Genomic DNA, 25,233 nt, shown 5'->3' with positions numbered 1-25,233 from the left:
TTCCAGCTCCCCTGAAAACTAGCACAACTAACGAGGAAAAGACGCAACAAAGCAGTACCTTACAAGTCTTTTTCTTTGAAGTTCCTGGCGCCCGACTTTGAGAATATTCAGTCCACCTTCCACCCGTTCGGTACTCCAATGAAAATGAATAGGAATTCACAGGTTCGCAATATATACTTCAAGAGTACACATATTTAAGGTTCCCCGACCGGATACCGCTGCCTATGACAGCCATCAACACTAACGCTTCGCTCACCACAACGTCCGACAACCTGTTGCCGTTTATCGAGTCGTTGCCAGATGCGGTGGTTATCGTTGATCAAAGCCATAAGATTGTGCTCGTTAACGCACTTGCAGGCAGCATGTTTGGTTATGCAGTAGACGAGCTTAAGGGTTCAGATCTAAGCACGATTATCCCCATGCCCCTGCGCAACGCGCACCGGAAACACGTCAACGGCTATTTCAAAAAGCCGGTTCTGCGGCCAATGGGGGAAGAAAAACGTTTTTCGGGCGTTCGCTCAAACGGTCAAGAAGTACCGGTTGACATTATGATCAATACCATTGTTTTAGATGGCGCGAAAGTAGCCATGGCACTGGTCAGAGATGTCACCTACCAACGTGAGTTAGAAGCCCGTCTGACGTTAGAGTCGTTAACTGATGAGATGACGGGTTTCTACAACCGGAAACACTTCAAAACCCAGCTAAACGCACAATTCTCAGGGTACGTTCGCTGGGGGTTGCCCACCTCCGTGATCATGTTCGATTTTGATCACTTCAAAAAGATAAATGATCAATATGGCCACGCCGCTGGCGATTTGGTACTGACCAGTACCGCAAAAATGGTTCGGCAAGTACTCCGGCCACTGGATGTAGGGTGCCGAATTGGCGGAGAAGAATTTGCGATCATTCTGCCAAACACGAATCTGGAAAATGCGGTAACGCTGGCCGAACGCATACGCAAGTTAATAGAACAATCAGAATTCAAACTCGATAAGGTTAGCTTTAGGGCCACCGCCACTATGGGGGTAGCCACGTTTCTGCCGACCGATACCTCATACGATTCATTGATGAAAAGAGCCGATAACGTTCTGTATATGGGAAAAGCCGCAAGGCGTAACTGTACGGTATCGCAAAACGCTTTGTTGTCTACCGACTCTACCGGCTAACTCGCCCCGGCATTTCACGTAAGCTACGGACAAGCCCCGCTCTTCCCAGCCACTTCAAACGCCCCACTCACTCCTTCCCAGGCACCGCCCGGTTTTGCCACACCTTTCGCTCTCAGGCGATAAGTTCCAGGTTCCAGGTTTCTTGGCAACTGCCAAGCCACCGTCGCTTCCGATGCGCCTGTATAAGGCAGCTCCATGGTAAACGCAGGCAAGAATTTCGGGTGCCAGGTGTACAACAGGTTCGGCGAACGGTCTGTTGCTGCGACATTCCAACGGCCATTTTTGTTGAGCCGTTCTGCATAGACATAACTGTCGTTCAGCATCAGATCGTTACGAGGGTGACTGGCCTGAAACCGGGCGGTGACCTCGTCGCCCGGAGCAGCTAAAGCAGGTACATCCTCAAGCACCGTTCCAAACGCTTGTTCACCGGGGCTATCGCTTGGAATGTAGGGGAGCCTGCGCAGCACAGGTTTCACCTTTGGCAACGCCGGTCCGACAGGTAAAACCGTACCCAGCACCATCGAATCCGCTAATTTACGGAGTTCCTGGGTAACGGCGGCAAGGCTCCAGGGGCCAAACGCGTTTGATGCACCCTCGTATTGCTGGCTGGCGTATTCTTCCCGGGTAGTCAGATAATGCACATATCCATTGACAAGCCCGGCAACCACCACGGTATCAACGCCCGCAGGAGCCAGCTCTTCCTGAACCATGTCCCGTAAGCGCCGGGCGGACATGGTTGTGACTTCCCATGGCAAACCTACCAACGCTAGATTGCCAAGCTGGAATATCTGCAACGGATGCACAGCCGGTTCGAAATTAGACGTTAAGCCCAACAAGCCGGCTACCTTGTTCGGTAACCCACCGGCAATTTCACCAAGGTTGGTAGGAAGCAAGATAGGCTTTTCGGCATGGCAACCCAGTCCTAGCACGGGTAAATGTTGCACGTTGCACAACAACAGATCACTTACCAGCTTCAGTGGCATGGCCATTTCGGTCAAGCCTGCAAAATCCGCGGCGGCACTGCGCAGCAGATCGGGTGAAGCGCTGCAGGTCAGGCCTTCCTGACTGATGGGCCCCGGGCCATCTTCCGCACCCGCCGGGAACGATACGCCGAGGGCTGCATTGCAGGTTTGTTTTTTAGCCTCATCCAGTTCAGGAGGATGCTCAAGTCGAGAAAGAACGTTCGGATCCGTGACAGTGACCTTGTTCATTTGCACATGCATCAAACGGTAATCCACCCCACCCGATAATGGCTGGCCGTCTTGCCAAAGTTCGAGCGCACGAGCCAATTGTTTGGTACCGGAAATGGCGTTCGAATCCATGGGGGTCTCCCCGCCTCCACGGCGAGGGTCTGGGTGCGGAAAATCGTTAATAAAGATATTCGGTGAAGCATCACCCTCATCCGCTTGAGCAAACGCCGCCACGAAGCTGTCTTTGTCTGGATCAGCCCGATACTCCGTGGCCATGATCTGCTCGAAACCGAGCGATGCAAACCCTTTCACATCGGAGCTCACGTAGGGCACTTCTGGCCCCATAACCGTTGGGTGCACACCAAACCAGTTAATCACACCCACCGGGCTACTGCTCTTGCGGCGAAGATTTAATTGCACCATGGTTTTAGCCACATCCACTTCTTCGCCCCGGACATTCCGGTACTGCTGCCGCTCGTCTTCGGGGTTCATTGCATAAGCGGGGCGCGAGCGGTTGATGTTGGTGTCCAACAGCTCACCTACGGCCATTTCGATCGGAGCGGTTTGCTCGTTGGCTTCGATATTCCGATGTGCGCGAACGATGGCATCAACAATTCCCCCGACAATGGTCTCGTAGACCAGTGAATCGAACCCCAAATGCAGCGCGTTTCCGGCCTCGTGATGAGCATAGCCAGCGGGCCCATTATGGGTATGAGTCGCCGACAGCATGAGGTTGTCAGCGGTATATTCAGCCGCCAGCTCAGGATCTTTTGCCAAAGCGGCAAGCACTCCGTTACGGATGGATCCCCACATCAAACCAATATCGGCAGAAACAAACATCACCCGTTTGTCGTTGCAGGGCGATTCTATGGCGAACGCCCGTGCATACTGGCGCTGGTGAAGGCCGTGCATCACCTGCCCGGAATCTTCCCAGCCCGCGCCACTTTTCAGGGCAACGGGGCCGGTAATATCCGACAACCCACTACCAAACCGGAATTCCCGGTTAGCGGTGCACGATCCGGCACTTTCCTGCGCTAGCGCCTGAACACTCTTCGCAGCAGGCTTCTCCATCGAGGGCGCATCCATCCCTTTGCCGACCTCACGCAGCGGGCTTTCCATCACACACTGCGCCAATTCAGGATTGGCAAAAGCCGCCACGTTTGGCTCAACTTCAACGGAGGAGCCGGGCTCATTGACGGGTGATTGAGAAACAACGTCAGAACTACCTTGATCGCCGCCGCAAGCCATTAATAAGGCACTAGCGAACGCCAGTCCCAAATGACGAGACATCAAATCCACTTTATTATTTTTCATGACACTTCCTGTTGATCGTTGACGATGTTTTTTTCGCGTTAGAACGGTGTTGTCCAGCCGTCTGGTACACTGCCTTCCCGGATACGTTGTGGATGATCTCCGACATCGACTCGAACCACTTCTTCTGCCCGCTCAATGCTGATCACCGACATCTGATCCGTGCCACTCCAGGACACAAAACAGTTCTCGCCTGACGCATCACGGGTAATCCAATAGGGCTTCTCACCCAAGCCTTCCAACAGTTCATAGTCAAAGGTTTTGCGATCAACGATGGCCACGTAATCACTCATGGTGCCGGCAACACACAGCTTTTCATCATCGGCGCCCATCGAGATGCCATGGTGTGCGGAGTCATTGACGTATAACTCAACGGGTAAATCCGGCACCCGGTTCGGAAGATTCGCGACCCGCGTAATTTTGTCGTTCTCCATATCGTATTCGACAAACCCATGTAAGAATGAAAGCTGGAAGTAGAAGAACTTTTCATCCTCGGTGTGCGCCATCGGCCGAATGGCCGGGCTCATGTTGGGATAACCCGCTTCCGCCAGCTTTTCGCTGATATCGAAGCTTTTGATGTCTTCCCAGGTTTGCGTATCCACAACCTTGAAGATGCGCTCGCCTTTTATATTTTTAAGTGCGCCACGGTCTGCTGCGGTGAAAACATGCCCGATACTGGCGTGATAAATTTTATTACCGTCCTTCGAGTACACGTTTTCGTGAGGGGAATTACCGGTCGGAAAACGGGCTTTTTCTTCACCGGTCCACACATCCAAAATGTGCACCACCTTGCCTGTTGAAGCTGAGACAGCCACCTCCGCGCCATCCGGCGACAACGCCATGTGGTCAGAGCGAATACCGTCAACTTCAAACCGCCATACGATGGTGTTCGAGGCAATATCAATGGCTACCACATCCGCAAAGCTTGGCCGGGAAACGATCAACAGCTCCCCGTTGCGGGTACTGTACATATCATCGACGTATTGGTTATGCCCCTCCCCGATCAACAACGCGATGCCGTGAAACGCCGCCAGTTTGATTGGGTTGAGCCATATTTCTCGCATCCGCTCATCTTTATCCGGAATGCCGTTAATGCGGCCAATCTTTACGTAGCTTTCACCGTCAATGACATCGATAACACCATCCCAGTTGCTGCCAACAAACACCACGGGCTTGGCGCCATCCTCAACGGGAATGGTTACTAAAGAATCGTTCTCCGGCTCGCCGGACTCGCTTTGTACCGTAGAATCCTGGGACTCAGCGGGGCCGTTCGTTTCACCCGCACTGTCATTTTCACCCATGCAGCCGGCGAGAATCAGCGCCATAAAAAGTGGTGGTAGGTGGGCAGTTAAACGCATCGCAAGGGCTCCGTATTATTATCTTTGTTTTTGTTGCCGACATCACAGCTAAACGTGATAGTCCATCGCATTATATTATGAGTACCCCGTCACATTTTCGGCTATGGCAAAAATGACGAAGCCGCCGGCATAAACGTCAATTCGGACAACCGATTATTTTTGAGCCCGCCCATAGGGCTTTGAAACCGCGTCCTTATACGAGCAAACCCGGAACTGCTATCCTTTTCAGGTAGTACCCAACCTTCCACCACCATTGGACAAGACTATGGACGAGAGCGAAATTTCTCTGCTGGACATGACCATTCGACTTCTTTCGGCAGCCGGGCTTGCATTTTTGATAGGGCTGGAGCGGGAATTGAGAGGAAAACCTGCAGGGCTGCGATCTCACATGTTAGTCTCGCTGGGGGCTTCTGCTTTCATTATGATGGGGATGCACATTTTGATGGCAACAGCGGAAGGCGACCCCTCAGCTCGAATAGATCCAACCCGCATCGTGGAAGGCGTGGTCGGCGGCATTGGTTTTTTGGGTGCGGGTTGCATCATTCAAAGCCGCGGCAATGTTCAGGGAATCACCACTGGAGCGTCAATCTGGATCGCCGGTGCCATCGGGGTAGCCTGCGGACTGGGCACCTTGGTGCTGGCCGGATTGCTGACAGGGTTTGCACTCGTAACCGTGGTTATTCTGGGACGGTTTGAACGGGAAATAATCGAGGATTAAGGTGCAGCATGATCAATAAGACAACTCCGTCCGTCATCGTTTTCGATGTCAACGAAACCTTGCTCGACATTACCACCCTTGAGCCTTTGTTTGAGCGCATGTTTGGAAATGCCGTCATGCTCAGGGAATGGTTCGCACAGCTCGTACTTTATTCCCAGACGATGACGTTATCGGGCCTCTATATCCCCTTCAACAAGCTTGGCGCAGCGGCGCTAAAAATGACCGCATCTAACCATCAGATTGCCTGTACAGACAACGACGTTGAAGAACTTGGGGAACGAATGCGGCACATGCCTGCACATCCGGATGTTGCTCCTGCTCTCACCCGGTTAAAAAGCGCGGGCCATAGATTGGTCACGCTCACCAACTCCCCCGTTAGCGCTTCCCCCACTCCGTTGGATGAAGCCGGTTTGAGCGATTATTTCGAGCGTACGTTCAGCGTTGAAGCAACAAGCAAGTTCAAACCAGCGCCCGAAACCTATCAGTACGTTGCACAAGAGCTCTCGGTTAACACGTCGGATCTGTGTCTTGTCGCCTGCCATCTTTGGGACACCATAGGCGCTCAGGCTGCGGGCTGCCAAGGCGCTTTTCTTACCCGCCCACATAACTCGTTTCTGCCCGCGCCGGATGTTCCGTATCCCGATTTTATGGCCTCAACATTGGGCGAGCTGGCAGAGCAGATAATGCTAGGCTCCCGCGTGCAATCAGACCGCACCTAAGCGGGTGCGAGAATCCCGCCAGAAGAAGAGATTCGCGCATCCGCCTGATCGATCCAATTGGATAAACAACGATTTATCGGCACGTCACGCAGGCACTGGTGCCTTTACCGAAACAGGCTTTGTCTCTTCTCTGGAGTACCCCAAGCGAAACTCGCCGGTGTCTTCGTTGACGAGGTAGAATTCCAAAAGCATGCGCTCTTCTGTCAGATTAACCCACACAAAGCCCAGTTCATTTTCGGCCTGGTACTGAGTCGGGTTGCGATCCGGATCCTGAAACTCATCGGTTTTGCCACCAGCCCCAGAAACGATGATGTGTGCCGGCCCCATGCTTTCTACCGGTTTAATCCACTGCAACGAGTGATCGTGACCGGTTACCAACATATCTACCTTATTACTAAACGCCTCCTCCAGGAACAACTTATAGCGTTGCCCATCCGCATCCGGGTTGCTAAAGATCACTCGCATACCTTCATCCAGGTTTCCGGCATTGCCATGCTTACCATTCGAAAGGTACGGCACATGGCTCATCGCAATTTTCCAATGGGCCTGACTTTCGTTGACCGCCTCTTTCATCCATAGCTGCTGAGGGTAGCCATAATTCTGCCAGTTGAACCGTTCGTCGAAGTCGAGATAAAAGCTGGTCAACGGATTCGAGTCCACCACAAACAGATCTAAAAATGGCTTTTCCTGCGCCAGCTGCCCAAAGGACTCCCTATAAAAACGAGCTGGCATCCGCCACTTAGTCGAGTACTTTCTCTCACTGTAGTGATAATCCACCTGATAATCGCCACGACGATTATCGGAACCACCCCCGAATATCGTACTCGCACAATCGTGATTACCCAGGCACATATAAAACGGAACATCCAAATTCTGATACGGGTATTCAAAGCTGTCCATAAACCCGCTGTCGTCGACAGAAGTAACACCATCTTCGTAGATGTTATCCCCGGCACCAAGCACGAAATCACACCCCTGATCTCGGATAATCTGTCGCATGGCCTCTGCCACGTGATATTGGCCAATATTGCCGGTACCCATGTCTCCGATAGCAATAAAACTCAGTGACTCCGTTCTCGTTTCACCCTCCGGTTCAACAGGCGGCAGATCCGTTCCGGGGTTCACCTTTGGCGGATCGTTAGGCTGATCTTCTCCCCCATTTGAACCACCTTGCCCTCCACACGCGGCCAAAGCGGAAACACTGGCACCACCAATCAACAATTGGCGCAAAAAAGCGCGGCGATCATTACTCATGCCAGAGCCTCCTCTTGTACATTATGTTCTGGCGCCAACGGAGGCGCATTGCGCTTCGGCGCACAGGGAACCTTGCTAGACTGAATGTGGTTTTCACCACTGGCGGTATACCAACCCATCGCAAATTTCTCTTGGTTACTAGGCTCTGACACGGTTTCCAAATGGAACCAATCGGCCTGGCACCGCTCTGGCGTGACATCCAAAACCATGTAGCCGCGATGGTAAAAATCGAGCCATTTGATGTGCGGGTTAGCGGGAATTAGGAAAGCCTTCGCCAAGTCCGAGATTCCTTTAGTCGGTGCCCCAGGAGACGTAACGGCCGGGGTAACAAACTCAACCGCTAAAGAACCCTCACCTGTGAACCGGTTATAGGCGAACACGTTGCCGGGATCGAGGCTTACATCCATCGCCCATGAGGAATGAATATCACCCGTCAACACCACTGCATTATCCAGGCTCATCGCCTCGATACGCCCCAACAAAGCGCGGCGACTGGCTTCATAACCATCCCATTGGTCGTAATTCACTTGCGCTCCACCGCCCAAATCCAGGTTGGGCATATCGGGCAAAGCGCCCAGCGTCAGCGGAGACAACATCACTTGCTGGCCCAACAAATGCCACTGGGCACCTCTGGTTTGAGAATGCTGTAATTGTTCGAACAACCACTTCTGCTGGTCATCCCCCAGCAATGAGCGGTTTCGGTCACGAGCTGTGACCGGGGAATCGGTTTGTTGATCGCGGCCGATCAGACGGGTATCCAGCATCATCAACGAAGCAAGCTGGCCAAACTCGAACGACCGGTAGATGCGAACTTGCCGGTCAGGCAACACGGGCCTTATCGGCATCCATTCATAGTAGGCCTGCACGGCAGCCCGCTTGCGGTCCGCATAGCTGCCCTCGCCCTCATTATGGTTCTCTGCACCTCCAGACCATGCATCGTTCGTGATTTCATGATCGTCCCAGACACAAATAAACGGGTGCTGGCGGTGACATTCCTGCAAATCGACATCGGTACGGTTTAACGCATATCGGCGCCGATAATCTGACAAAGTAACGATTTCATGGGGGGGATCGAGTGGGCGAAGTTTTTCAACCTCGGGATCACCGTATTCACCGGGACCGTATTCGTAGATGTAATCACCAAGGAAAAGAACGGCGTCCAGATCACGGCGAAAAGCCACTTTTCGATACGCGTTAAAGAATCCGTACGAATAATTCGCGCAGGCCATGACAGCCAGTCGCACATGCTCAACGGATTCATGAGCGTACGCCGTTGTTTTGGTACGCCCTATCGGCGAGAAGTAGCCCAGAGACTCAAACTGATAGAACCAAGTGGCATCCGCATCAGGAAGCATCGCGTCGATTTTGACGGTGTAATCCGCTGGTGAGCGAGCATAACCAACGCCTTCGTATACCACATCGTTAAGCTCGGGATCTCGAGAGACACGGACAATAACCGGAACTTCATCCAGCCCGTCAGCCGTAATCCGGGTCCACAAAATCACCTGTCGTGCTAAGGGATCGCCGCTTGCAATGCCATGCTGAAAAGGTGAAGGGCCACCCCATTCCGGCATAGCCGGCTTTACGAAACCTTGCTCTCCAACGCCGCCAGAAGAGCCACTGTTACCGTTAGGGGACGCTGCAACAACATCAGTTCCGCCAGACCCCGCTCCGTTACAAGCAGATAAAGCCACCAGCGATACGCCGGCAGCGCTGCTTTTCACCAAAAAGTCCCTACGCTTCATCAAATACTCCCGCGATGATTTCGATTGGCCGCAAGCATGACCCGAAGATGTGTCAGCTTTATGACTCGAGCGGGATTAATGTGACCCTATGTCACGTTTTTTATGAATGGTAATAGAGACGAAGACAGGGCGCGCTTAGGCCAATTACGTCGAGCAGATATGAAACCTGAAGCTATTCCCAGCGGGCCGGTGAATAACTGAACACCGGTAGCGAAACGCTCCAACGAATGGCCGCCATACGCATCAAAAGACCAACGCTGAAGGCGGCCAGCAGCGTAATGTTTTCACTCACGCCTTCGTGAACTAGAAACAGGTAGAGCAAAGCGACAATCAAGGAAACACTGGCATAGAGTTCATGACGCAGTACCTGAGGGGTACGGTTGCACATGATGTCTCGAATAATACCGCCAAAGATGCCTGTAATAATTCCAGCCATCACAACGACGACGGTGTCATACCCCAAACTCAGTGCGACATTGCAACCGATCACAGTAAAGGCCACCAGGCCAACAGCATCCAGAATGAGAAAAAGCTGGTTGAGGTGCCGCATGAAACGCGCAAGCACAACCGTCACCAGACCAGCAGCAATGGTCATGTAGATATAGCGGGGATGTTGAGTCCAGGTCACCGGAAAGTTACCCAGAAGAATGTCTCGGACTGTGCCACCGCCCAAGGCAGTAAAAAAAGCAATCACGGCAACGCCGAACAAGTCCATATTCCTTCGGCCAGCGGTAAGAGCTCCAGACATGGCTTCAGCGGTAATGGCAATCATATAGATAGAGGTCAACACACAGGGCTCCTGCGTTTCTGTCGCCTCTCCCCCTGTCCCTGATACCTGAGAGTTTACAGAACCCGGTTCTGCTTGCCCCTTCGGTGGACTGCCTCGGCAGCCTCTCTCCAGACGGCTTTGAATGGTGACCGCAGTACATGTGCCTGAGCGTTTATGGGAGGTTGCGCCTTCGGCGGGGCTAGAGGGCCCTCTCTCCTGCGGAGCGCAGCATTATAAATAGATACCGGCAAGCCGTCGAGCAACTCAGAAGGCAACCCGTTATCTGCTCACTAACCGCTGACGGACCGTAAGACTCATAGCGTGAACTGCCTTTCAAAATATTCATGACGAGCCTAGAGAGCAATGATGACAGTTTTGCTACAAAGCACCTGTTTCTATCCGGGTTCGGTAGCACTTTCGCTATTATTCAGAGGTGCACGACGAGCCCCGCGTTCTCATGCTCTTCACGCAAAGTCACCAGCCCTTGGCTGACTTGCTGGTGGAGCATTTCAGCTAAGTCGGCGGGACTATCACTGGCGGAAACTGTCACAGGTGGGTGGTACAGAACATCCATTCGCACCGCAGGCTTTTTGAGAAGGCGGCATAGGTGTGCAACAAAGTCATCGTCACCCGTAAACGGCACCAACCCGTCGGGCTGCCCATCCCGGTGGTAAGCAATCGTAATCGCCTGCACCGGGCACCTAGCCTCGATGGCCGCCCCGAGCATGTGCGGGTGAAATCGTTTCACGCTTGCACCGGTGGTGGTGGTTCCTTCAGGAAAGACCAACACTGAACTCCCGCTCTCCAGAGCCGACACCAGGGTTTGCCGCACCTTTGCGGAATCTCCGGCGCCCCTCTGCACAAAAATCGTACCGATTTCACGCGCAATCCAGCCAATGATGGGCCAGAAGGCCACCTCGCGTTTGGCTAAGAATCGTAGAGGAAGGCCCGCAGCCAGAATGGGAATGTCGGCCCAAGAAACATGATTGCACACACGCAAAGCCGGGCCTTCCATCACCAAACCGTGAGTCTGAATACGCATGCCCAACAACCGGCATAAACCAGCCGAATACCCATTCACCAGAATGGTTCGATCGATTCTTTGCCTGCTAAAAAATTCAATAATTCGAACCAAACCGAGGGTTGCCATACTGAGCAACAAAAAGACTACAAACGCACTCAGGCGGGTGAAGAACCGAACACTCTCGACCATCTGTTCTAGTTTGTTCAAGCGATCTTGGCCTCCAGGTTGTAGCGCCGCGCATAACGGGCGGCCAGGTTGTCCACGTTCAACAACACCAGCAGATCCGCACAGCGGAAAGCTGGGTCCCAGCAAGGATCACCGCACACCTCGGCACCCAAACGCATATAGCTGCGGATCAACGGTGGAATCACCACCTTGTCTGTTTGCGTATTCTGGCTGGCAAGGTGCGGCAATGTGCGCTTGGGAATGACTCGGAACGGCTCTGCAGTCAGGTATTCCTGTTGTATCTGCTGGGTGACTCGCCATGCCTTGTAGCCACCATCACGCATACTGATGCTGGCGCAGCCCAGCAGGTAATCAATACCTTCCTGAACCAGATACCGCGCCACTTCGCTCCACAGCATGCTTAGCGCCGCTCCCGAGCGGAAATCGCTGCGAATACAGGTTCGACCTAGCTCCGCAAATACGCCGGGATTCTGTTTCAGACGATCAAGATTGAATTCGTCTTCAGAATAGAAACCACCAATTTTTTCAGCCATCTCCCCGTGCAGAAGCCGCGTGGTTGCCACTACCTCGCCGTTTTGATTCATTACCACGAAGTGTTTGCACCAGGGGTCAAAGTGATCTTCGTCAATACCGGTATCCGTCTTCATATCAGCGCCATATTCGCTGGTGAAAACCTCATACCTTAGCTGTTGGGCCGCAATAATCTGGGCCGGTTCCTTTGCTACGCCGGAGGTAAGCTTTCGGCTGCTGCTGGATGCCCTGGACTGACTCTGCATTCGTTAACCCCTTCCACTGGCTGACTCGCTGCCTGCTGACCAACAGCAGACCGATTTAAGCCGAGATTAAAGACGGAGCTTTACAACCAGATGAAGAATTTACGATGAAGCGATGACAGTTCAGTCAATGCAAGCCGAGACGCATTCATCGACTGGAAAGTAGGCATTCAATTGCTCGATCAACCACAGTGAATCGTCCAATGGCAAGTCATGACCTGCGTCAGGGTGCAGTTCCAGAGGACACTCAAGCGACTTGGCCAAATCCCGGCTGCAACGCCAGTCTGTCAGGCGATCGCGATAACTCGCCAATACAAGGGTTGGCATTTTTGGAGCCTTAAGGGGTGGTTTATAGCAGGAGGCCGCATAGAGCTGACGAATCACATCGCCCCGCTGAACCGGGCGCTCACGCTGAATTGCCTGCCATTGCCGAGCAACCTCATCACTAATGGGGCGGTTACTCGTAAGAGCCAGAATGGCGCGTTCCCGCACATCACTGTCAGATTGTACCAATAGACGCATAACAGGCGCCCATTGAGCTGGGCGCATGCGCCTCCATGGCGAGCTCAATCTGGAACTGGACGAAATCAGCACCAGACTCACGCAATCCTCAGGCCGATTGAGCGCCCAATCCAAGGCCACCATTCCTCCGAGAGACAGTCCGATCAACCCTAGCGGACGTGGCAACTCCCGAGTCACCCGGTCAGCGAACTGGCGTGCCTCCGCAATGGAGGTGGGCGAGCGCGAATCCAGAGCTAGCCCAGTGCCAGGCAGGTCAACTGTATGAAATGTATCCTCTGGGCGTGCCCGTCGAAGCTGCTCTGGCCAGTCACCCCAATGAGCACTCTCCCTTGCCAGCCCTCGAATTAACAACCAATCCATTACAGTTTCTCGCCCTTACTGTACCAATGCGCTCTGGCAGCAGCCCGCAACCACTCGCCTTCGGAAGGGGTGGGTAGCCAGTTGCCGTAATTCGCGCTTGCATTGAGCAGGAAATCAAACAACAGCATATGGCTGCGAAGAACCCGATGATGGCGATGAGTCACCAGCGGATTAAACAGCCCTTCCCGGCTGAACAACTGGCGGGGACGCTTACGCAACCAGCGCCACGAGCCCATCTCGAGAGTCAGCGGAAGCCACGGGGCACTGGCCTGCCGATTATGGTGTTTATAAAAGTAGTCCCACAAATCTCCATGGGTAACGTAATGTTCCGATTGCGGCTCGAACTGATAGTCGTGATGGGGGCAGGATTGCTCCCAAAGCAGCTTCAGCGCCATCACAGACGAAATATTACGCATTGGGCGGCGCCGGTAAGCGTAGGGGAACCAGATCTGATCACGCCAGCCGAAGCCTGAGTGGCAGTCAAGCGATACGCTGAATGGCCTGCCCGGCAACACTTCTTCGATAATGCTCTGCAAAGCCAGGTTCTCGGGCTCCATCCCTTGATCGAGCTTTCCTCTGTACCAAGGCAGTAACGGTGATAGTCGTTGCCCGCCCACCAGAAAGGTACTCGGGCTTTGGGCTGAAATGGGCGCATTGCGCATAAGGTCCACCCCGGCAGGATTGCTACGCCGTCCCAGATACATACCGCCAGGATTGAGCAGGGGCACAACCACCAGCCGTACCTGCTGCAGAAGCTCAGCCAGATGTTCATCCCAGCGCAACCTGTTGGCCAGATTTTGCAGCCATGCCGTAACCACTTGGGTGCCGATGCGCTCCAGCCCGTGCACACCGCCCAGCAACAGCAGCGCAGGACGGTCCGCTGGCGCATCGCCAACGTCAACACGGTAAATTGGTAACTCATGCGAGCCCACCGGAATGCGCGCGCTCACCTGCACTGAAAATTGTTTTGGTGATTCGGCGAGGGTGCGCTCCAACTCGATCAGCTCAGGTAAGCGCCTGCGTAACTGCCGCCGCTGCTTTCCATCACGCAATCCCTGTTGCTCGGGCACCACTTTGATGTGAGTGAGATCGCTAAGCTCCGTCATAGACCCATCTCACATCATTCGGTGCGCCCCTGCAGCCGGCGAGCGGCGTCATTGCTGACATCATCAAACTTACCTCTGGCAATTTCGTCAAACATAACGGAACCAGATGAAGTCCAGGTGTCAGCACTCCTACAAATAGGTGACAAACCTCGCCATGAATTGCACAAGCCCAGCGCAGCAGCTTATGTCCTTTGAGAAACTCATGACCGTTACCCTTTGCTCTAATCAGCGATGCAACTGAAACAGGGATGTTTATATGGTTCCCGCATGCCTCTCATTCGCCAACAATAGAGCGACTATAAAGCAGGAGGAAAAACGATATTATCGGGCGAAAGGAATGTGCCCTCAAGAATGCGGTCGCGGTAGGAGTGCGCAGCCGCTGAACCCTCAGGCCAAAGGCGATCAAACTGTTTTAGCCACGCATGAACATCATAATCTACAGGCATCAAATGCACCTGCAACCCAGCATGTTCGAAACCTGAGACCGGCTCAACCGTTGGTGCGGCACGACTTATACGGGTGATCAACCCACGAGGGTCGGCGTTCAGGTTACCCATGCCGGCTGAGCCATTATTAGCCACCAATCGAGAGCGCCCATCAACCAAACCAGACCAAAGCACAGGGAGACAGGTGTGGGCCGAAGCCATCACATCTGCACCCGACATCCGGAACCACTCTGCAAGCTGGTGCCCGTTACCCGCATCAAAGGATTCGTGTGCCAACCCCCAACCAGCTAGAGACTCCGGGTCACCATGCAATATGGAAATTTTTAGGCCTTCAAACAACAAGCTATAGTATCTGGGAAGAGCGGCTAAGCGTTGCTGAATATCCCGATGCAATTCGGCCGTATTTTGCAGCCTAGTCATGATCTGGTTAGATCGCTCAACCACACCCTGATCAACAAAATCAGGGTAGGCACAACCGCACCCGGCACCGGTACTCGGCTTAGCCAGCTCGTAGTCCACATTACCCAGGCTGGCGGTATGACTCAGCACCCGATTATTGATGTCGCGGAACAGTTCATCGCTGGCGTTAAACCAATTAAAATCGCCGTTGAACACCAATTTCACGCTGCGCCCTTGGCACTCTTCTGCCCTCGCCATTTGCTCAATTTCATCAAGCGCAAAAGGGTTACCGTAAAGACCACCGATTACATACAGAACGTCTTCGCTTACAGGCGTGACGGTCTCGCACAAGGATGCAGGGTTATAGCGGTAACCCAAGGGACAACTGCGGCCCTCAGAGTCGGTCATGCCCCGGCACCTCACGCTCCCCGGCACACCAGCGCCAACTGTCAATGGTATCGAACAACAGAGACACACTGTTCACAACAAGAATTACAAGGATTAACCCGAACTCGGGCTGGACAAGGTCGGCTACAACAAGCCGGTGAAGCAGCAGAATCTGCAAAGGCCCCCATATGGCCAAGTGTGGCAGGGCCATCAGGCGGCTCATTCCCCGGCAAGCCAGCATAATCGGGTAGTTGCTGAGCAAAACCAGAACCGCAGCCACTGCCGCCCACCTACCAGCCGTCGTATCCAGAAAAAGAAAAGCTGCTGCGTTTACCGGCACCAGAATACCTGCTACCCATATTTGCACCCACAGCGGCAGGCTTTGAAAGGATCGCCAGCTATCCAGATGCCGTCCTAAAATATTCAGTTCAGTCAAAATCACACTCCACTGGTTGCAAGAGACTTGCCGGCAAGGCGCTTTAACGCCAGAGGCAGGAAAAATCCGAAGGTACAAATCAGAAAACCATAGGCGTTCGTTCCGAGCAGCAAGGCATACCCGCCGTCACCAATAGCCCAACTGGCAGGAATCAGCCCCGCCGCCATCAGCACACCAAGCACCAAACCGATCCAAAAACTGAGGTGAAAACTCCAGGGCGACCAGCGGGTGAATCCGTAAAACAGAAACACCGGTGCCAGCCCCATCACCATAGTGCCGGAAACGGTGGTAGCTTTGAGAATATCCGTGCCGACAAACATGGGCAGATTGCCAATCACCGCAAACACAATCATCACTACCGCACCCACCCGCACACTGGGCAGCCGGTCTTTTGCCCGTTTTGCCAACCGTGGCAGGTCAACCGCCAGAGACTTGGCGAGCGAGGTAAACGTAGAATCCAGCGTCGAACCTGCAGACGTCATCATCACCACACTCATGAAAAACAGTGCTGCCAACCCCAGGGACTGACCCACTGCTGCGGGCGCATTGCCCATAGCCTCAATACCATTCAGGCGAGCGTGAACACCCACCAGGCTGAACAAAAACACCGCCACAAAACCCAACAAGCCTGCAACCACAAAGCTCTTGAGCATGGTTTTTTCCTTGTTCACGAAACCCCGATCCGTCAGCACCGGGTCATGAAACGGATAACTGAACATCTGTAACAAAGCCACCAACAACAGATCAAACCCAGCATTTAACCGGAACTCACCTTCGCTCAGCAAAGCCGAGGTTTCGTTGGCCGGGATAATCATGAACAGCACCGCACCCAGGAAAAACACGAACACGAAGGTCTGAATCACATCGGTAAAAATCGAAGAGCGAAGCCCGCCTTTCAGGCTATAAGCCAGCGTAAACGCCGTGAACACCATAGCCGCAACGTAATATTCCCACTCCCCGGGCAACCCGAAGTAACCACCCACAACCGCCGTGTTACTCCAGACCTCGTTATACAACCGAATCAGAATCGCCGCCGCAAATGCCAACCCAGCAAAACGTCCAAACCGCGAGGTAAGAAAATCCTGCAGACTGCGCGCGCCAGTCTGTGTCCGAATGAGATAAATGATGTACCCAGCCACCGGAATCGACAGCCAATAACTGGCATAAGCCAGCCCTCCGGTCACGCCATAAGTCGCGCCAAGATTCGCCGCATTGGTCACCGACTTGGCGAAAATCCAGCTGATAAAAATACTGGCCGTCAACGACCACTGACTCACCGGGTTTCCCTGGTCGTCAGCGCCTCTGTAAAAAGACTCCGAATTCCTGCTTTTCGGCGACAGAACGTACATAACCACGCCATAAACCAGCAAGAACCCCCAAAAAAGGGAGGCTTCCGTGATGTTCACTGTTGTTTACTTCCTCGTTGTGGTCCGGGGCTCGTTTCGGCTTTTCAAGCCTCAAAGACTTCCTAGAGACCCGCACTGAATTCAACCGCGGTTATGGGGGCGAGGCCCAACGACCAGTCCTGAAAAAATCAACTAGGCGCCGAACAACTAGCCCCATACCGATAACAGGAAAAACACCGATGGTGCCGCAGCATAATGCGCTCCTCCATGCTCTCTGCCAGCGATCCGCCCAGGTCATACTGAGGATCATCATCTACCAACGTGCACGCATAAACCCGCACCGCATCGCCCTTCTTAACCAGCATGCGCGTATACGTGCACATAAAGTGCGACTGACTCTGAACCGTTGGGTATTTCTCCATGCAGTTCTCGGTAATCTCCGGGCTACCATCTTCTGATCCCGGCGTACCCAGATCCGGGAACGCAGTAAACGCCAGAGTTTCGGGAATCTGCCACTCACGGAAAATCTCCTGAAACGCAGCTTCCACATCAGCCGGAATTTCATCCGGATCCGTTTGGCGAGCAATAGACACCTTGAACCCCTGCTCAACCAGCCAGTGAATGCCCTCCAGCGCCTGATCAAAACTCCCCTCACCTCGATCCTTGTCATGGCGAGCTTGATCCGGGAAATCGAGGCTCACACGGAAGTGAATCGGGTAAGGGTTATTCAGCAACGGCAACACCTGATGCCGGCGTTTAAGTAACGGCTCCGTGGCGTTGGTCAGCACAAAGCAGGGCCGATGCTGACTGGCATAATCCAGAATGTTCACAAAATCACGAATCACAAACGGCTCGCCACCGGTGAACGAAAGCTGCTCCACACCCATATCGATGGCTTCGTGAATAAACGGCTTCACATCGCTCAGCTTCATGCCGGGGATACGACCATCGCCCGGGTGGCTGCCTTCCAGGCAGAACGGGCAGGCCAGATTGCAGGCAGTACCCGTGTGAATCCACAACTCTTTCAGCTTGACGGCGTCGATGTATCCGCGAGGGTCGCCGTTGCGGGTGTGAGTCCAGCTATCAAAAGCTCTGGACTCTAGTACTTCTACCGCCGGAATGCGCTTTCTGGCAGGTCGGGGTTCAATCAGGGGCATGGAGGCTCCTTGATGGTTCAGGAATAAGGGTTCTCGGACATGGGCGAAGCCGTTTGGTTGCAGCCATCGCCCCACATTTTTCAGCCCGTAGTTATTTCTTTACGTTTTGTTCGTGAGCTTGGCCTTTACCCCGGCGCCAGTCGTGCAGCTTCTCCAACAATTTCAGAATACCTTCAGGAGCATGGGCACGTTTCCACTCGCCAGCCGCATACTTGGCCGACTCGTTCCAGGTCGGGTAGGGGTGAATGGTGCCCAGAATCTTGTTCAGACCCAGGCCATGCTTCATCGCCAGAGTAAATTCCGAGAGGATTTCACCTGCGTGAGAGCCAGCCACTACCACACCGAGGATCTTGTCCTTACCTGGCACTGTCAGGATTTTTATGAAGCCGTAGTCTTCGCCTTCGGCAATAGCGCGGTCCAGATCATCCAACCCATAACGGGTAATTTCGTAGGCGACGCCCTGCTCTTTAGCTTCTGCTTCGCTGAGCCCAACCCGCGCCACCTCGGGCGAAGTAAAAGTCACCCAGGGCATGACCCGATAATCCACACGGAAACGTTTGAACTGGCCGAACAAACCGTTTACCGCCGCATACCAGGCCTGATGAGCCGCCGCATGGGTAAACTGATAGGGGCCTGCCACATCACCACACGCAAACACGTTGGGGTAGCGAAGGCTCATATCGTCTTCAACTGGCACGGTTCCATTGCGCAGAGTTTCAATACCAATTTTTTCAAGCCCCAGGCCTTTGGTGTTCGGGGCGCGACCCACTGCAACCAACACCTGATCGAAGGCAATACGAACCCGCTCGCCCTTGTGCTCGCAGTAAACGACTTTCTCACCCTCTTCGATGGCGAATTCCCTGGCCGCATGCTCCAGACGAAGGTCAATGCCATCGCTTTCGAACTGCGCTTTTACCAGCTCTGACACATCGCTGTCTTCTTTCGCCAGCAACCGGTCGCCCATTTCTACCTGAATCACCTGGCTCCCCAAGCGAGCAAACGCATGGGCCAACTCGGAACCGATTGGTCCGCCACCCAGAACCAGCAAACGCTCCGGCTGCTCCTGCAATTCCCATAGATTGTCAGAGTTCAAAGGCTCCATTTCGGCAAGCCCCGGAATCGGTGGCATCGCCGGCTTTCCGCCCGTGGCAACAATAATGCTGCGAGCGGTCAACCGCTCGGTACGACCATCATTGTGCCGGACTTCTAACTCCCACGGAGATACGAAGCTCGCCTCGCCCGAGATGCAATCCACACCCAGCTTGCGGTACCGCTCGGGGGAATCGTGGGGTTCTACCTTGGCAATCACCTCTTGAACACGGTTCATGATGTTCTTGAAGGAGCCTTTCACCGGCACCGACTCTAGCCCATAGCGGTTGGCATGGCGCATGGTATCCGCGGCCTTGGCACTGCGGATAAGGGCTTTCGATGGCACACAGCCGGTGTTCAGGCAGTCACCACCCATCTTGTGTTTTTCAATCAGCGCGACCTTCGCCTTAACCGCGGAAGCAATGTAGGCAGAGACCAGACCGGCTGAACCACCGCCAATCACCAGCAGGTTGTAATCGAAGCTCTCAGGCTTCTGCCAGCCCGCATATACCTTGCGGCGGCGGATGAGACCCACCACGAACTTGGCAATCAGCGGGAAAAGCCCGAGCAACGCGAAAGAAAGCAGCAGATCAGCGGAAACGATGTCAGCGGTGGACTCGATCTGCCCAAGTTGGGTTCCGGCGTTCACAAACACAAATGTGCCCGGCAACATGGCTGCCCAGCTTACAAGAGCGTAGGTGCGCAGCTTCATGGCGGTCAGGCCCATGGCCAGGTTAATCAGGAAAAAGGGAAACACCGGTACCAGGCGCAGGGTTGCCAGATAAAAAGCGCCATCCTTCGAAATTCCCCGGTCCATCTTCGCTACCGTTTCAGCGTATCGCTTACGCAGCGTGTCACGCATGAGAAATCTCGCTACGAGAAATGCAAGGGACGCACCCACGGTTGAGGCAATGGAAACAGCAGCCAGACCATAAAGGTTACCAAAAAATGCACCACCGGCCAGAGTCATGATCGTCGCACCGGGCAAAGACAGTGCCGTTACGACCACATAAATCCCGGCATAGCCTGCAACCGCCAGCAACAGATTCTGATCAATCCATTGCGCCAGTGCCCCCTGATGGCCTTGGAGATTTTCCAGCGTGAGGAGTTTGTGCCCGTCGAAACCGATGAAAACAGCCACGATCGCGACGATAACAATAATAAGGAGAAACTTACTGCGATTCATATCCATGCCTATTAGGAGTGTTTAAACCAATACGTTGTTATCGTTATGACACGATCACCGACTGGATGTTACATCTTCCATGAACAAAAATTTTTGAGCAATCACTAAAGAATTTCGAAACTCTACTTCGCCGGACCTTCATCGGCAATCTGAGCGCGATTACCGATTTGTTAAAGGTGCATTCATCCGGACAGGAAATGAGGAGCTGAGTTAAAAAATCGATAAACGGGTCGCCGAAGCCGTCGGAGTAGGGGCCACGTTCGCGAATAACAGGATAAAGCCTGCCGCTCACAGAGCTGTCAGACATCCGTTCAACGAATTTGTTACAACGTGCCTTGCCGAACCTGGGTCGTTTGAGCTTCCTCATGCACACTCTGTCTTGCCATTTCGGCTTCCCGTAGTAAATGCATGTCCTTGCTTACACTGGTATAGGTCGAGACGAAGTAAGGCACGCAATAGGTTAACGCAACCTTCTGCCAATCCATTGAACCCGCTCCGGTGACCGCTTCCCACTGATTAATCACCACCAGCAGAGTACCTACCACCGCCGCCAACTTTGCGGCACGACGCGGCGTGCCATCGCTTATGGCAAGTAAACCGGCTTCGCTGCAATGGAGAGCTTGCTTACGCAAAATCTCGATAAAAGACATCATCACCTCAACAATATTTGGCGTTCTGCCAGACATAGCTCTGCCTGGCTGTTACTAAAATGATCTCTTGGGTGGAACTCTGCATGATCATCCCTGTCACTGGAGCGATCGTTCAAAAACCACGAAGGAGAAAAGAATGCCCAAACAGTTACCCCTTGCCCTGCTGCTTCTCAGACTCGGCGTTTTTATTGTATTTCTGTTCTGGACCCTGGACAAACTGGTGCAACCCGAACACGCGGCCAAAGTCTTTACCGCGTTCTATGGGCTGGGAAGTCTTGGGGAAAGCGCTTTTTATGCAATGGGTGTCGCCCAACTGGCACTGATTCTCGCCTTCGTCACAGGGCTCTTTAAAACCTGGACCTACGGTGCCATTCTGGTGTTCCACGGGGTTTCCACCCTCGCGGCATTCAGCAAATACCTCCAACCTTTCGACAACCTCATATTCTTCGCTGCCTGGCCAATGCTGGCTGCTTGTGCCGCGTTATTCCTACTAAGGGACTACGATACCCTTACGCTTTCACGGCAGCCGACTCCCGCCCTAGCCTAGCACCATGCACTGGCGGCTTGCGTAACAGGTGCCCCGATTGTCTGTCTGTGCTTTCAATATAAACAGACTTGCGACCGGGGTACTGAATGTTTCTTAATTGGCTGTCGAGGCGTTTGGCTGCCTACCTTTCCTGGCAGGTTGCGGGTCATTAAAAAAATCACTCACTGCTTCGGTACCTTCCAAGGCATTGAATATTCGCATTTCACGGATAGAGACACAGAAGAAGTGCAACTGTTACAGTACGTAAAGAACTTTCTGATCAATCAATAACAAATAAAGAGACTCCTTCTTATGCGTCTCCCGGTCAAAGCGGATCTTATGCCCTGGTTCGCCCGCGCATTTTCCAGTCCATACCGACATGCTCTACAACGATCCATGCACAAAGCTCGGGCAAAGCTGCGGGGCGAGAGCGACCTTGTTCGGGTGTTCGTGAACCCTCGAGACCCTTTCGGACTCCCTTTGTTGCAGGCGCTTGTCCAATTGCAAAAGCATTTTGAGGTGCGCATTCGGCTCCATACTGTTTGGCAACTGGATGAAGAAATGTTCCCCGAGCCGGCGCTGTGGGCCTCGTGGGCTCAACAGGACGCCACCCTGATCGCCAAACTGTATAACCTCACGCCGCCTGACCGGCCAACGCCACTCTCGGAAGCCGAACTCAAGGCCGCCACCACCCAGCTACTTCAGGCCGAACAAGCCAACGACGGACTCAATACCGCTGTCCGTTTATTGACGGATCTCTGGAGTTCCGATTCCCAAAGCAAGCTAGGTCCGGAACCTACAGATCTTGATAATCAAACTCTGCTCGATAATGAAAAAATGCTTCGGCGGCTCGGCCATTACCAAGGCAGCATGATTTGGCATCTGGGTGAGTGGTTCTGGGGCGTAGACCGGCTGGACCATCTTGAACGAAGCCTCACCGATCAAGGGCTGAATCGGGACGCCTCAAGGGCGATAACCTATACCCGCACCTGGGCTGATTTAACAAATACCTCCACTAGATTACCCGATGGCCATCCGGCCGCCGAGACGCCTCTGGATGTGTTCTTTTCCATTCGCAGCCCCTACTCCTACCTCGGCCTGGAACGGGCAATCCTACTGGCGAAGGCGTGGAATATACCTCTGCAACTGAGGCCGGTGCTCCCCATGGTAATGCGCGGGCAATCGGTGCCCGATGCCAAGAAGTGGTACATCTTCCACGACACAAAAAGGGAAGCCGATAAGCTGGGCATTCCTTATGGCTTTGTCGCTGACCCTCTCGGGCCTGGCGTGGAAAGATGTTATGCCCTGTTTGAATACGCCCGCTCTCTGGGCCGTGAAATCGAGTACATGCTTAGCTACGCCCGAGCCGTCAATGCCGAAGGCATACGCTCGGAAACCGATGCAGGCCTGAAAATTATCGTAGAGCGCGCTGGCTTAGAATGGCAGAAGGCAGAGACTCTGTTAGATAACCAGAGTTGGCGTGAATGGGCGGAAGTAAACCGTAAGGCAATGTATGACTGCGGGCTTTGGGGCGTTCCGAGTTTCCGCTATGGAACCGTCAGCTGTTGGGGTCAGGACAGACTCTGGATAATTGAGGAGGCAATCAAAAAAAGGGTGGAGACCAGCTCCACCCAAGGGGTTTACAACCCGACCAACAACGCAAAGGTTACAGAGGGCCAGCGCGGCAATTAAGGCAAGTCGTTCTATATCTCATGATCTACTGACAGGCGAACCTGTATATTTTCACAGAATCAGTGCCGGCTTTTTACCCACCCACGAGCTCGTTCCTCACTCACCCGGGATGACAATGTCAGGAGCCAAGTTTTTTATAGGTAAGGCCGAGCGCAAAGCCGAAGATAGCGTGCAGCACCAACGTCGCGACCGCCGCCATAATACCCATGTTCAGCGCGAAGAAGCCGGCGCCCACCATCGGCATCAGCGCCACCATCATCATCAGCCAGCCGATCACGCCCAGTACGATACCCCGGCCAATGGCAGAGCCGCCCGGAATCATGCTGCCCAGATTCGCAAATGCCAGGCCATAGAAAATCGCGCCGATGATAAAGTGCGCGGCCCAGCCTATCACTATGCTGCCACCCATCTGACTGGCCAACATCTCGATAACATTAAGATCGGGCATCACACCCATCATGCTCTTGACGAACATCAGTATGGAGAGAACGACGGTTGCAATCAGCCCGGCGATAATTCCTCTCAAATTGTTACTCATTTCAATACCTCTCAGTCTATGTGAAGTTATCTGAATGGGACTGGCAGCCCCGCGACCAATTTGGTCAAGAGCCCCCAAGGGTTTGCAATATTTACACCCTACAGACACTGCTCAGAGAAAAGTGTTACAAGAAAACAGACGGATAGCGTTTGTGAGTTCGATACGCGACGCCGCAGGCGTGGTCATTGGACTGCATTGTTTGAGGCGGAATGGCCGCGCCTTCGGCGTGCGGGCAAAGCCAACAACAACTGGAAATCGTTCCCCCAAAGCGCAAGTGCCGACCCGCCCCCCATCAGAAGACCACTGCCAAGGTGTTTGCCCGTTTCGCCGAATGCCGGATTAACGCCGTAACGTTAGAGGTACCGGCTGGACCAGGCCACGAGCATATCCGCAACATATTCCGCATCCGCAGCTTTTGATAACAGATGATCGGCATTATCAAGGGATATAAAGCTTTTGGGATGCTTGGCCGCCTGATAGATAGTGGCCGCTTCGTTGATACCCACAACCTCATCAACCGGCGAATGGAAAATAATCAGTGCCTTACGCAGATTACCGATGTGGTCCGGTGTATTCCATTGCACCAGATCATCCAGCATCTGCGATTTTACATTGAATGTCCGACCGGCCAGGGTCACTTCGGCTTCACCGGACTCACGAATCTCGTCGGCCTTGCTGTCGAAAAGATGCTGGACGTGATGGGCGGTAGCCGGTGCCCCGATGGTGGCAACGGCTTCAAGGGACGGCATGCGCTGGGCTGCTGCCAAAACCGCGGCGCCTCCCAGGCTGTGACCAATGATCATTCGCGGCGCCTCGTAGTGTTGCTCGAGGAATTCACCGGCCGCCAGCAAATCCTCGATGTTGGAGGAGAAATTGGTATTGCCAAAATCCCCGTCACTGTTGCCCAACCCGGTAAAGTCGAAACGCAACACACCAATACCCTGCTTCACGAGGGCGCGCCCTATCCGGGACGCTGCAGCAATATCCTTTCCACATGTAAAACAGTGGGCGAACAGGGCCATAGCATAAGGCTTGCCCTCGCCCGGCAACTCCAACAAGCCCGCAAGGCTCTGGCCCTGAGCATTTGCGAACTGCACTTTGGATCTTGTCATAATGTTTTTCCTTGCCCATTAAGATGGTCTACTCTTAATGGACTACCAAGCAGTGCCAATTGTTACAG

The 25,233-nt window shown here is 53.6% G+C and carries 22 protein-coding genes and 2 riboswitches; of the genes, 5 read left to right on the top strand and 17 right to left on the bottom strand.

All coding sequences use genetic code 11. The annotated features are described in order from the left end of the window. The first annotated feature begins 224 nt into the window (after window positions 1–224). Window positions 225–1,166 carry a sensor domain-containing diguanylate cyclase gene (locus K5L82_RS03940; protein WP_223133239.1) on the top strand — a complete coding sequence of 314 codons (942 nt, stop codon included), beginning with the start codon at window positions 225–227 and terminating at the stop codon, window positions 1,164–1,166. 23 nt (window positions 1,167–1,189) lie between these two features. On the opposite strand, the gene K5L82_RS03935 is transcribed toward K5L82_RS03940, so the two are convergent. Together K5L82_RS03935 and K5L82_RS03930 are read right to left on the bottom strand one after the other, a co-directional pair. Further along, on the bottom strand, window positions 1,190–3,670 hold the full coding sequence (locus K5L82_RS03935; protein ID WP_223133238.1) for a neutral/alkaline non-lysosomal ceramidase N-terminal domain-containing protein: 2,481 nt from the start codon (window positions 3,668–3,670) through the stop codon (window positions 1,190–1,192). Between the two features lie 38 nt (window positions 3,671–3,708). Next, window positions 3,709–5,025, bottom strand: coding sequence for a YncE family protein (locus K5L82_RS03930; protein ID WP_223133237.1), 1,317 nt, complete (start codon window positions 5,023–5,025; stop codon window positions 3,709–3,711). 265 nt (window positions 5,026–5,290) lie between these two features. Between K5L82_RS03930 and K5L82_RS03925 the strand changes: the two genes are divergently transcribed. Next, window positions 5,291–5,743, top strand: a complete 453-nt coding sequence (locus K5L82_RS03925; protein ID WP_133005085.1) for an MgtC/SapB family protein — start codon at window positions 5,291–5,293, stop codon at window positions 5,741–5,743. An 8-nt stretch (window positions 5,744–5,751) separates the two neighbouring features. Further along, window positions 5,752–6,462, top strand: coding sequence for a haloacid dehalogenase type II (locus tag K5L82_RS03920; RefSeq protein ID WP_223133236.1), 711 nt, complete (start codon window positions 5,752–5,754; stop codon window positions 6,460–6,462). 84 nt (window positions 6,463–6,546) lie between these two features. Here the strand turns inward: K5L82_RS03920 and K5L82_RS03915 are convergent, their stop codons facing one another. From K5L82_RS03915 to nrtS, 13 genes are all read right to left on the bottom strand, one after another. Continuing rightward, window positions 6,547–7,716: a metallophosphoesterase gene (locus K5L82_RS03915; protein ID WP_223133235.1), complete on the bottom strand. Its 1,170-nt coding sequence runs from the start codon at window positions 7,714–7,716 to the stop codon at window positions 6,547–6,549. After that, complete coding sequence (locus K5L82_RS03910) at window positions 7,713–9,461, bottom strand: alkaline phosphatase D family protein (protein WP_223133234.1); 1,749 nt, start codon at window positions 9,459–9,461, stop codon at window positions 7,713–7,715. Before K5L82_RS03910 ends, K5L82_RS03915 begins: the two co-directional genes overlap by 4 nt. A gap of 172 nt (window positions 9,462–9,633) precedes the next feature. Then, window positions 9,634–10,233, bottom strand: a complete 600-nt coding sequence (locus tag K5L82_RS03905; RefSeq protein ID WP_262492510.1) for a trimeric intracellular cation channel family protein — start codon at window positions 10,231–10,233, stop codon at window positions 9,634–9,636. Window positions 10,234–10,273: 40 nt separating this feature from the next. Then, a riboswitch (glycine riboswitch) is annotated at window positions 10,274–10,372 on the bottom strand. Continuing rightward, window positions 10,373–10,459: riboswitch (glycine riboswitch) on the bottom strand. A gap of 198 nt (window positions 10,460–10,657) precedes the next feature. Continuing rightward, window positions 10,658–11,461: a lysophospholipid acyltransferase family protein gene (locus tag K5L82_RS03900; protein WP_223133232.1), complete on the bottom strand. Its 804-nt coding sequence runs from the start codon at window positions 11,459–11,461 to the stop codon at window positions 10,658–10,660. Beyond that, complete coding sequence (locus K5L82_RS03895) at window positions 11,458–12,216, bottom strand: GNAT family N-acetyltransferase (protein ID WP_223133231.1); 759 nt, start codon at window positions 12,214–12,216, stop codon at window positions 11,458–11,460. The genes K5L82_RS03900 and K5L82_RS03895 overlap by 4 nt, the downstream gene beginning before the upstream one ends. A gap of 120 nt (window positions 12,217–12,336) precedes the next feature. Next, on the bottom strand, window positions 12,337–13,095 hold the full coding sequence (locus tag K5L82_RS03890) for an alpha/beta fold hydrolase (RefSeq protein ID WP_133005077.1): 759 nt from the start codon (window positions 13,093–13,095) through the stop codon (window positions 12,337–12,339). Then, the gene (locus K5L82_RS03885; protein WP_223133230.1) at window positions 13,095–14,201 is read right to left on the bottom strand and encodes a M14 family zinc carboxypeptidase; all 1,107 of its coding nucleotides are present in this window, start codon (window positions 14,199–14,201) and stop codon (window positions 13,095–13,097) included. Before K5L82_RS03885 ends, K5L82_RS03890 begins: the two co-directional genes overlap by 1 nt. A gap of 296 nt (window positions 14,202–14,497) precedes the next feature. Then, window positions 14,498–15,454: a hypothetical protein gene (locus tag K5L82_RS03880; RefSeq protein ID WP_223133229.1), complete on the bottom strand. Its 957-nt coding sequence runs from the start codon at window positions 15,452–15,454 to the stop codon at window positions 14,498–14,500. Next, window positions 15,441–15,869 carry a hypothetical protein gene (locus K5L82_RS03875; protein ID WP_223133228.1) on the bottom strand — a complete coding sequence of 143 codons (429 nt, stop codon included), beginning with the start codon at window positions 15,867–15,869 and terminating at the stop codon, window positions 15,441–15,443. Before K5L82_RS03875 ends, K5L82_RS03880 begins: the two co-directional genes overlap by 14 nt. A gap of 2 nt (window positions 15,870–15,871) precedes the next feature. Continuing rightward, window positions 15,872–17,275 carry a sodium:solute symporter family transporter gene (locus K5L82_RS03870; RefSeq protein ID WP_223133227.1) on the bottom strand — a complete coding sequence of 468 codons (1,404 nt, stop codon included), beginning with the start codon at window positions 17,273–17,275 and terminating at the stop codon, window positions 15,872–15,874. Between the two features lie 128 nt (window positions 17,276–17,403). Continuing rightward, entirely contained in the window at window positions 17,404–18,372 is a 969-nt protein-coding gene (locus tag K5L82_RS03865; RefSeq protein WP_223133226.1) for a radical SAM protein, read from the bottom strand. Window positions 18,373–18,463: 91 nt separating this feature from the next. Further along, window positions 18,464–20,647, bottom strand: a complete 2,184-nt coding sequence (locus tag K5L82_RS03860; protein WP_223133225.1) for an FAD-dependent oxidoreductase — start codon at window positions 20,645–20,647, stop codon at window positions 18,464–18,466. A gap of 323 nt (window positions 20,648–20,970) precedes the next feature. Continuing rightward, window positions 20,971–21,333, bottom strand: coding sequence for a nitrate/nitrite transporter NrtS (gene nrtS, locus K5L82_RS03855; RefSeq protein WP_262492491.1), 363 nt, complete (start codon window positions 21,331–21,333; stop codon window positions 20,971–20,973). Between the two features lie 100 nt (window positions 21,334–21,433). Here nrtS and K5L82_RS03850 point away from each other — a divergent pair, with 100 nt between their 5' ends. Both K5L82_RS03850 and K5L82_RS03845 read left to right on the top strand, forming a co-directional pair. Next, entirely contained in the window at window positions 21,434–21,844 is a 411-nt protein-coding gene (locus tag K5L82_RS03850) for a hypothetical protein (protein WP_223133224.1), read from the top strand. A 291-nt stretch (window positions 21,845–22,135) separates the two neighbouring features. Beyond that, window positions 22,136–23,515, top strand: coding sequence for a DsbA family protein (locus tag K5L82_RS03845; RefSeq protein ID WP_223133223.1), 1,380 nt, complete (start codon window positions 22,136–22,138; stop codon window positions 23,513–23,515). A 118-nt stretch (window positions 23,516–23,633) separates the two neighbouring features. Here the strand turns inward: K5L82_RS03845 and K5L82_RS03840 are convergent, their stop codons facing one another. Together K5L82_RS03840 and K5L82_RS03835 are read right to left on the bottom strand one after the other, a co-directional pair. Continuing rightward, window positions 23,634–24,053: a DUF6789 family protein gene (locus tag K5L82_RS03840; RefSeq protein ID WP_133005069.1), complete on the bottom strand. Its 420-nt coding sequence runs from the start codon at window positions 24,051–24,053 to the stop codon at window positions 23,634–23,636. A 353-nt stretch (window positions 24,054–24,406) separates the two neighbouring features. Further along, window positions 24,407–25,165 (bottom strand): alpha/beta hydrolase family protein, encoded by a 759-nt coding sequence (locus tag K5L82_RS03835; protein ID WP_133005068.1) that lies wholly within the window; start codon window positions 25,163–25,165, stop codon window positions 24,407–24,409. Window positions 25,166–25,233: the final 68 nt, after the last annotated feature.

The sequence above is a fragment of the Marinobacter sp. AL4B genome (genome assembly GCF_019916045.1).
In the GTDB taxonomy this organism is placed as follows: Bacteria; Pseudomonadota; Gammaproteobacteria; order Pseudomonadales; family Oleiphilaceae; genus Marinobacter.
Note: the sequence above shows the minus strand (reverse complement) of the source record. Positions and strands in the feature narration are given on the sequence as shown.

Bases quoted from the DNA above. Each gene is read 5' to 3' on its own strand.
- K5L82_RS03910 (WP_223133234.1), bottom strand. From the start codon at position 9,461: ATGAAGCGTAGGGACTTTTTGGTGAAAAGCAGCGCTGCCGGCGTATCG.
- K5L82_RS03850 (WP_223133224.1), top strand. From the start codon at position 21,434: ATGCCCAAACAGTTACCCCTTGCCCTGCTGCTTCTCAGACTCGGCGTT.
- K5L82_RS03835 (WP_133005068.1), bottom strand. From the start codon at position 25,165: ATGACAAGATCCAAAGTGCAGTTCGCAAATGCTCAGGGCCAGAGCCTT.
- K5L82_RS03930 (WP_223133237.1), bottom strand. From the start codon at position 5,025: ATGCGTTTAACTGCCCACCTACCACCACTTTTTATGGCGCTGATTCTC.
- K5L82_RS03895 (WP_223133231.1), bottom strand. From the start codon at position 12,216: ATGCAGAGTCAGTCCAGGGCATCCAGCAGCAGCCGAAAGCTTACCTCC.
- K5L82_RS03890 (WP_133005077.1), bottom strand. From the start codon at position 13,095: ATGGATTGGTTGTTAATTCGAGGGCTGGCAAGGGAGAGTGCTCATTGG.
- K5L82_RS03940 (WP_223133239.1), top strand. From the start codon at position 225: ATGACAGCCATCAACACTAACGCTTCGCTCACCACAACGTCCGACAAC.
- nrtS (WP_262492491.1), bottom strand. From the start codon at position 21,333: ATGTCTGGCAGAACGCCAAATATTGTTGAGGTGATGATGTCTTTTATC.
- K5L82_RS03935 (WP_223133238.1), bottom strand. From the start codon at position 3,670: ATGAAAAATAATAAAGTGGATTTGATGTCTCGTCATTTGGGACTGGCG.
- K5L82_RS03840 (WP_133005069.1), bottom strand. From the start codon at position 24,053: ATGAGTAACAATTTGAGAGGAATTATCGCCGGGCTGATTGCAACCGTC.
- K5L82_RS03865 (WP_223133226.1), bottom strand. From the start codon at position 18,372: ATGCCCCTGATTGAACCCCGACCTGCCAGAAAGCGCATTCCGGCGGTA.
- K5L82_RS03925 (WP_133005085.1), top strand. From the start codon at position 5,291: ATGGACGAGAGCGAAATTTCTCTGCTGGACATGACCATTCGACTTCTT.
- K5L82_RS03880 (WP_223133229.1), bottom strand. From the start codon at position 15,454: ATGACCGACTCTGAGGGCCGCAGTTGTCCCTTGGGTTACCGCTATAAC.
- K5L82_RS03920 (WP_223133236.1), top strand. From the start codon at position 5,752: ATGATCAATAAGACAACTCCGTCCGTCATCGTTTTCGATGTCAACGAA.
- K5L82_RS03885 (WP_223133230.1), bottom strand. From the start codon at position 14,201: ATGACGGAGCTTAGCGATCTCACTCACATCAAAGTGGTGCCCGAGCAA.
- K5L82_RS03915 (WP_223133235.1), bottom strand. From the start codon at position 7,716: ATGAGTAATGATCGCCGCGCTTTTTTGCGCCAATTGTTGATTGGTGGT.
- K5L82_RS03845 (WP_223133223.1), top strand. From the start codon at position 22,136: ATGCGTCTCCCGGTCAAAGCGGATCTTATGCCCTGGTTCGCCCGCGCA.
- K5L82_RS03860 (WP_223133225.1), bottom strand. From the start codon at position 20,647: ATGAATCGCAGTAAGTTTCTCCTTATTATTGTTATCGTCGCGATCGTG.
- K5L82_RS03905 (WP_262492510.1), bottom strand. From the start codon at position 10,233: ATGATTGCCATTACCGCTGAAGCCATGTCTGGAGCTCTTACCGCTGGC.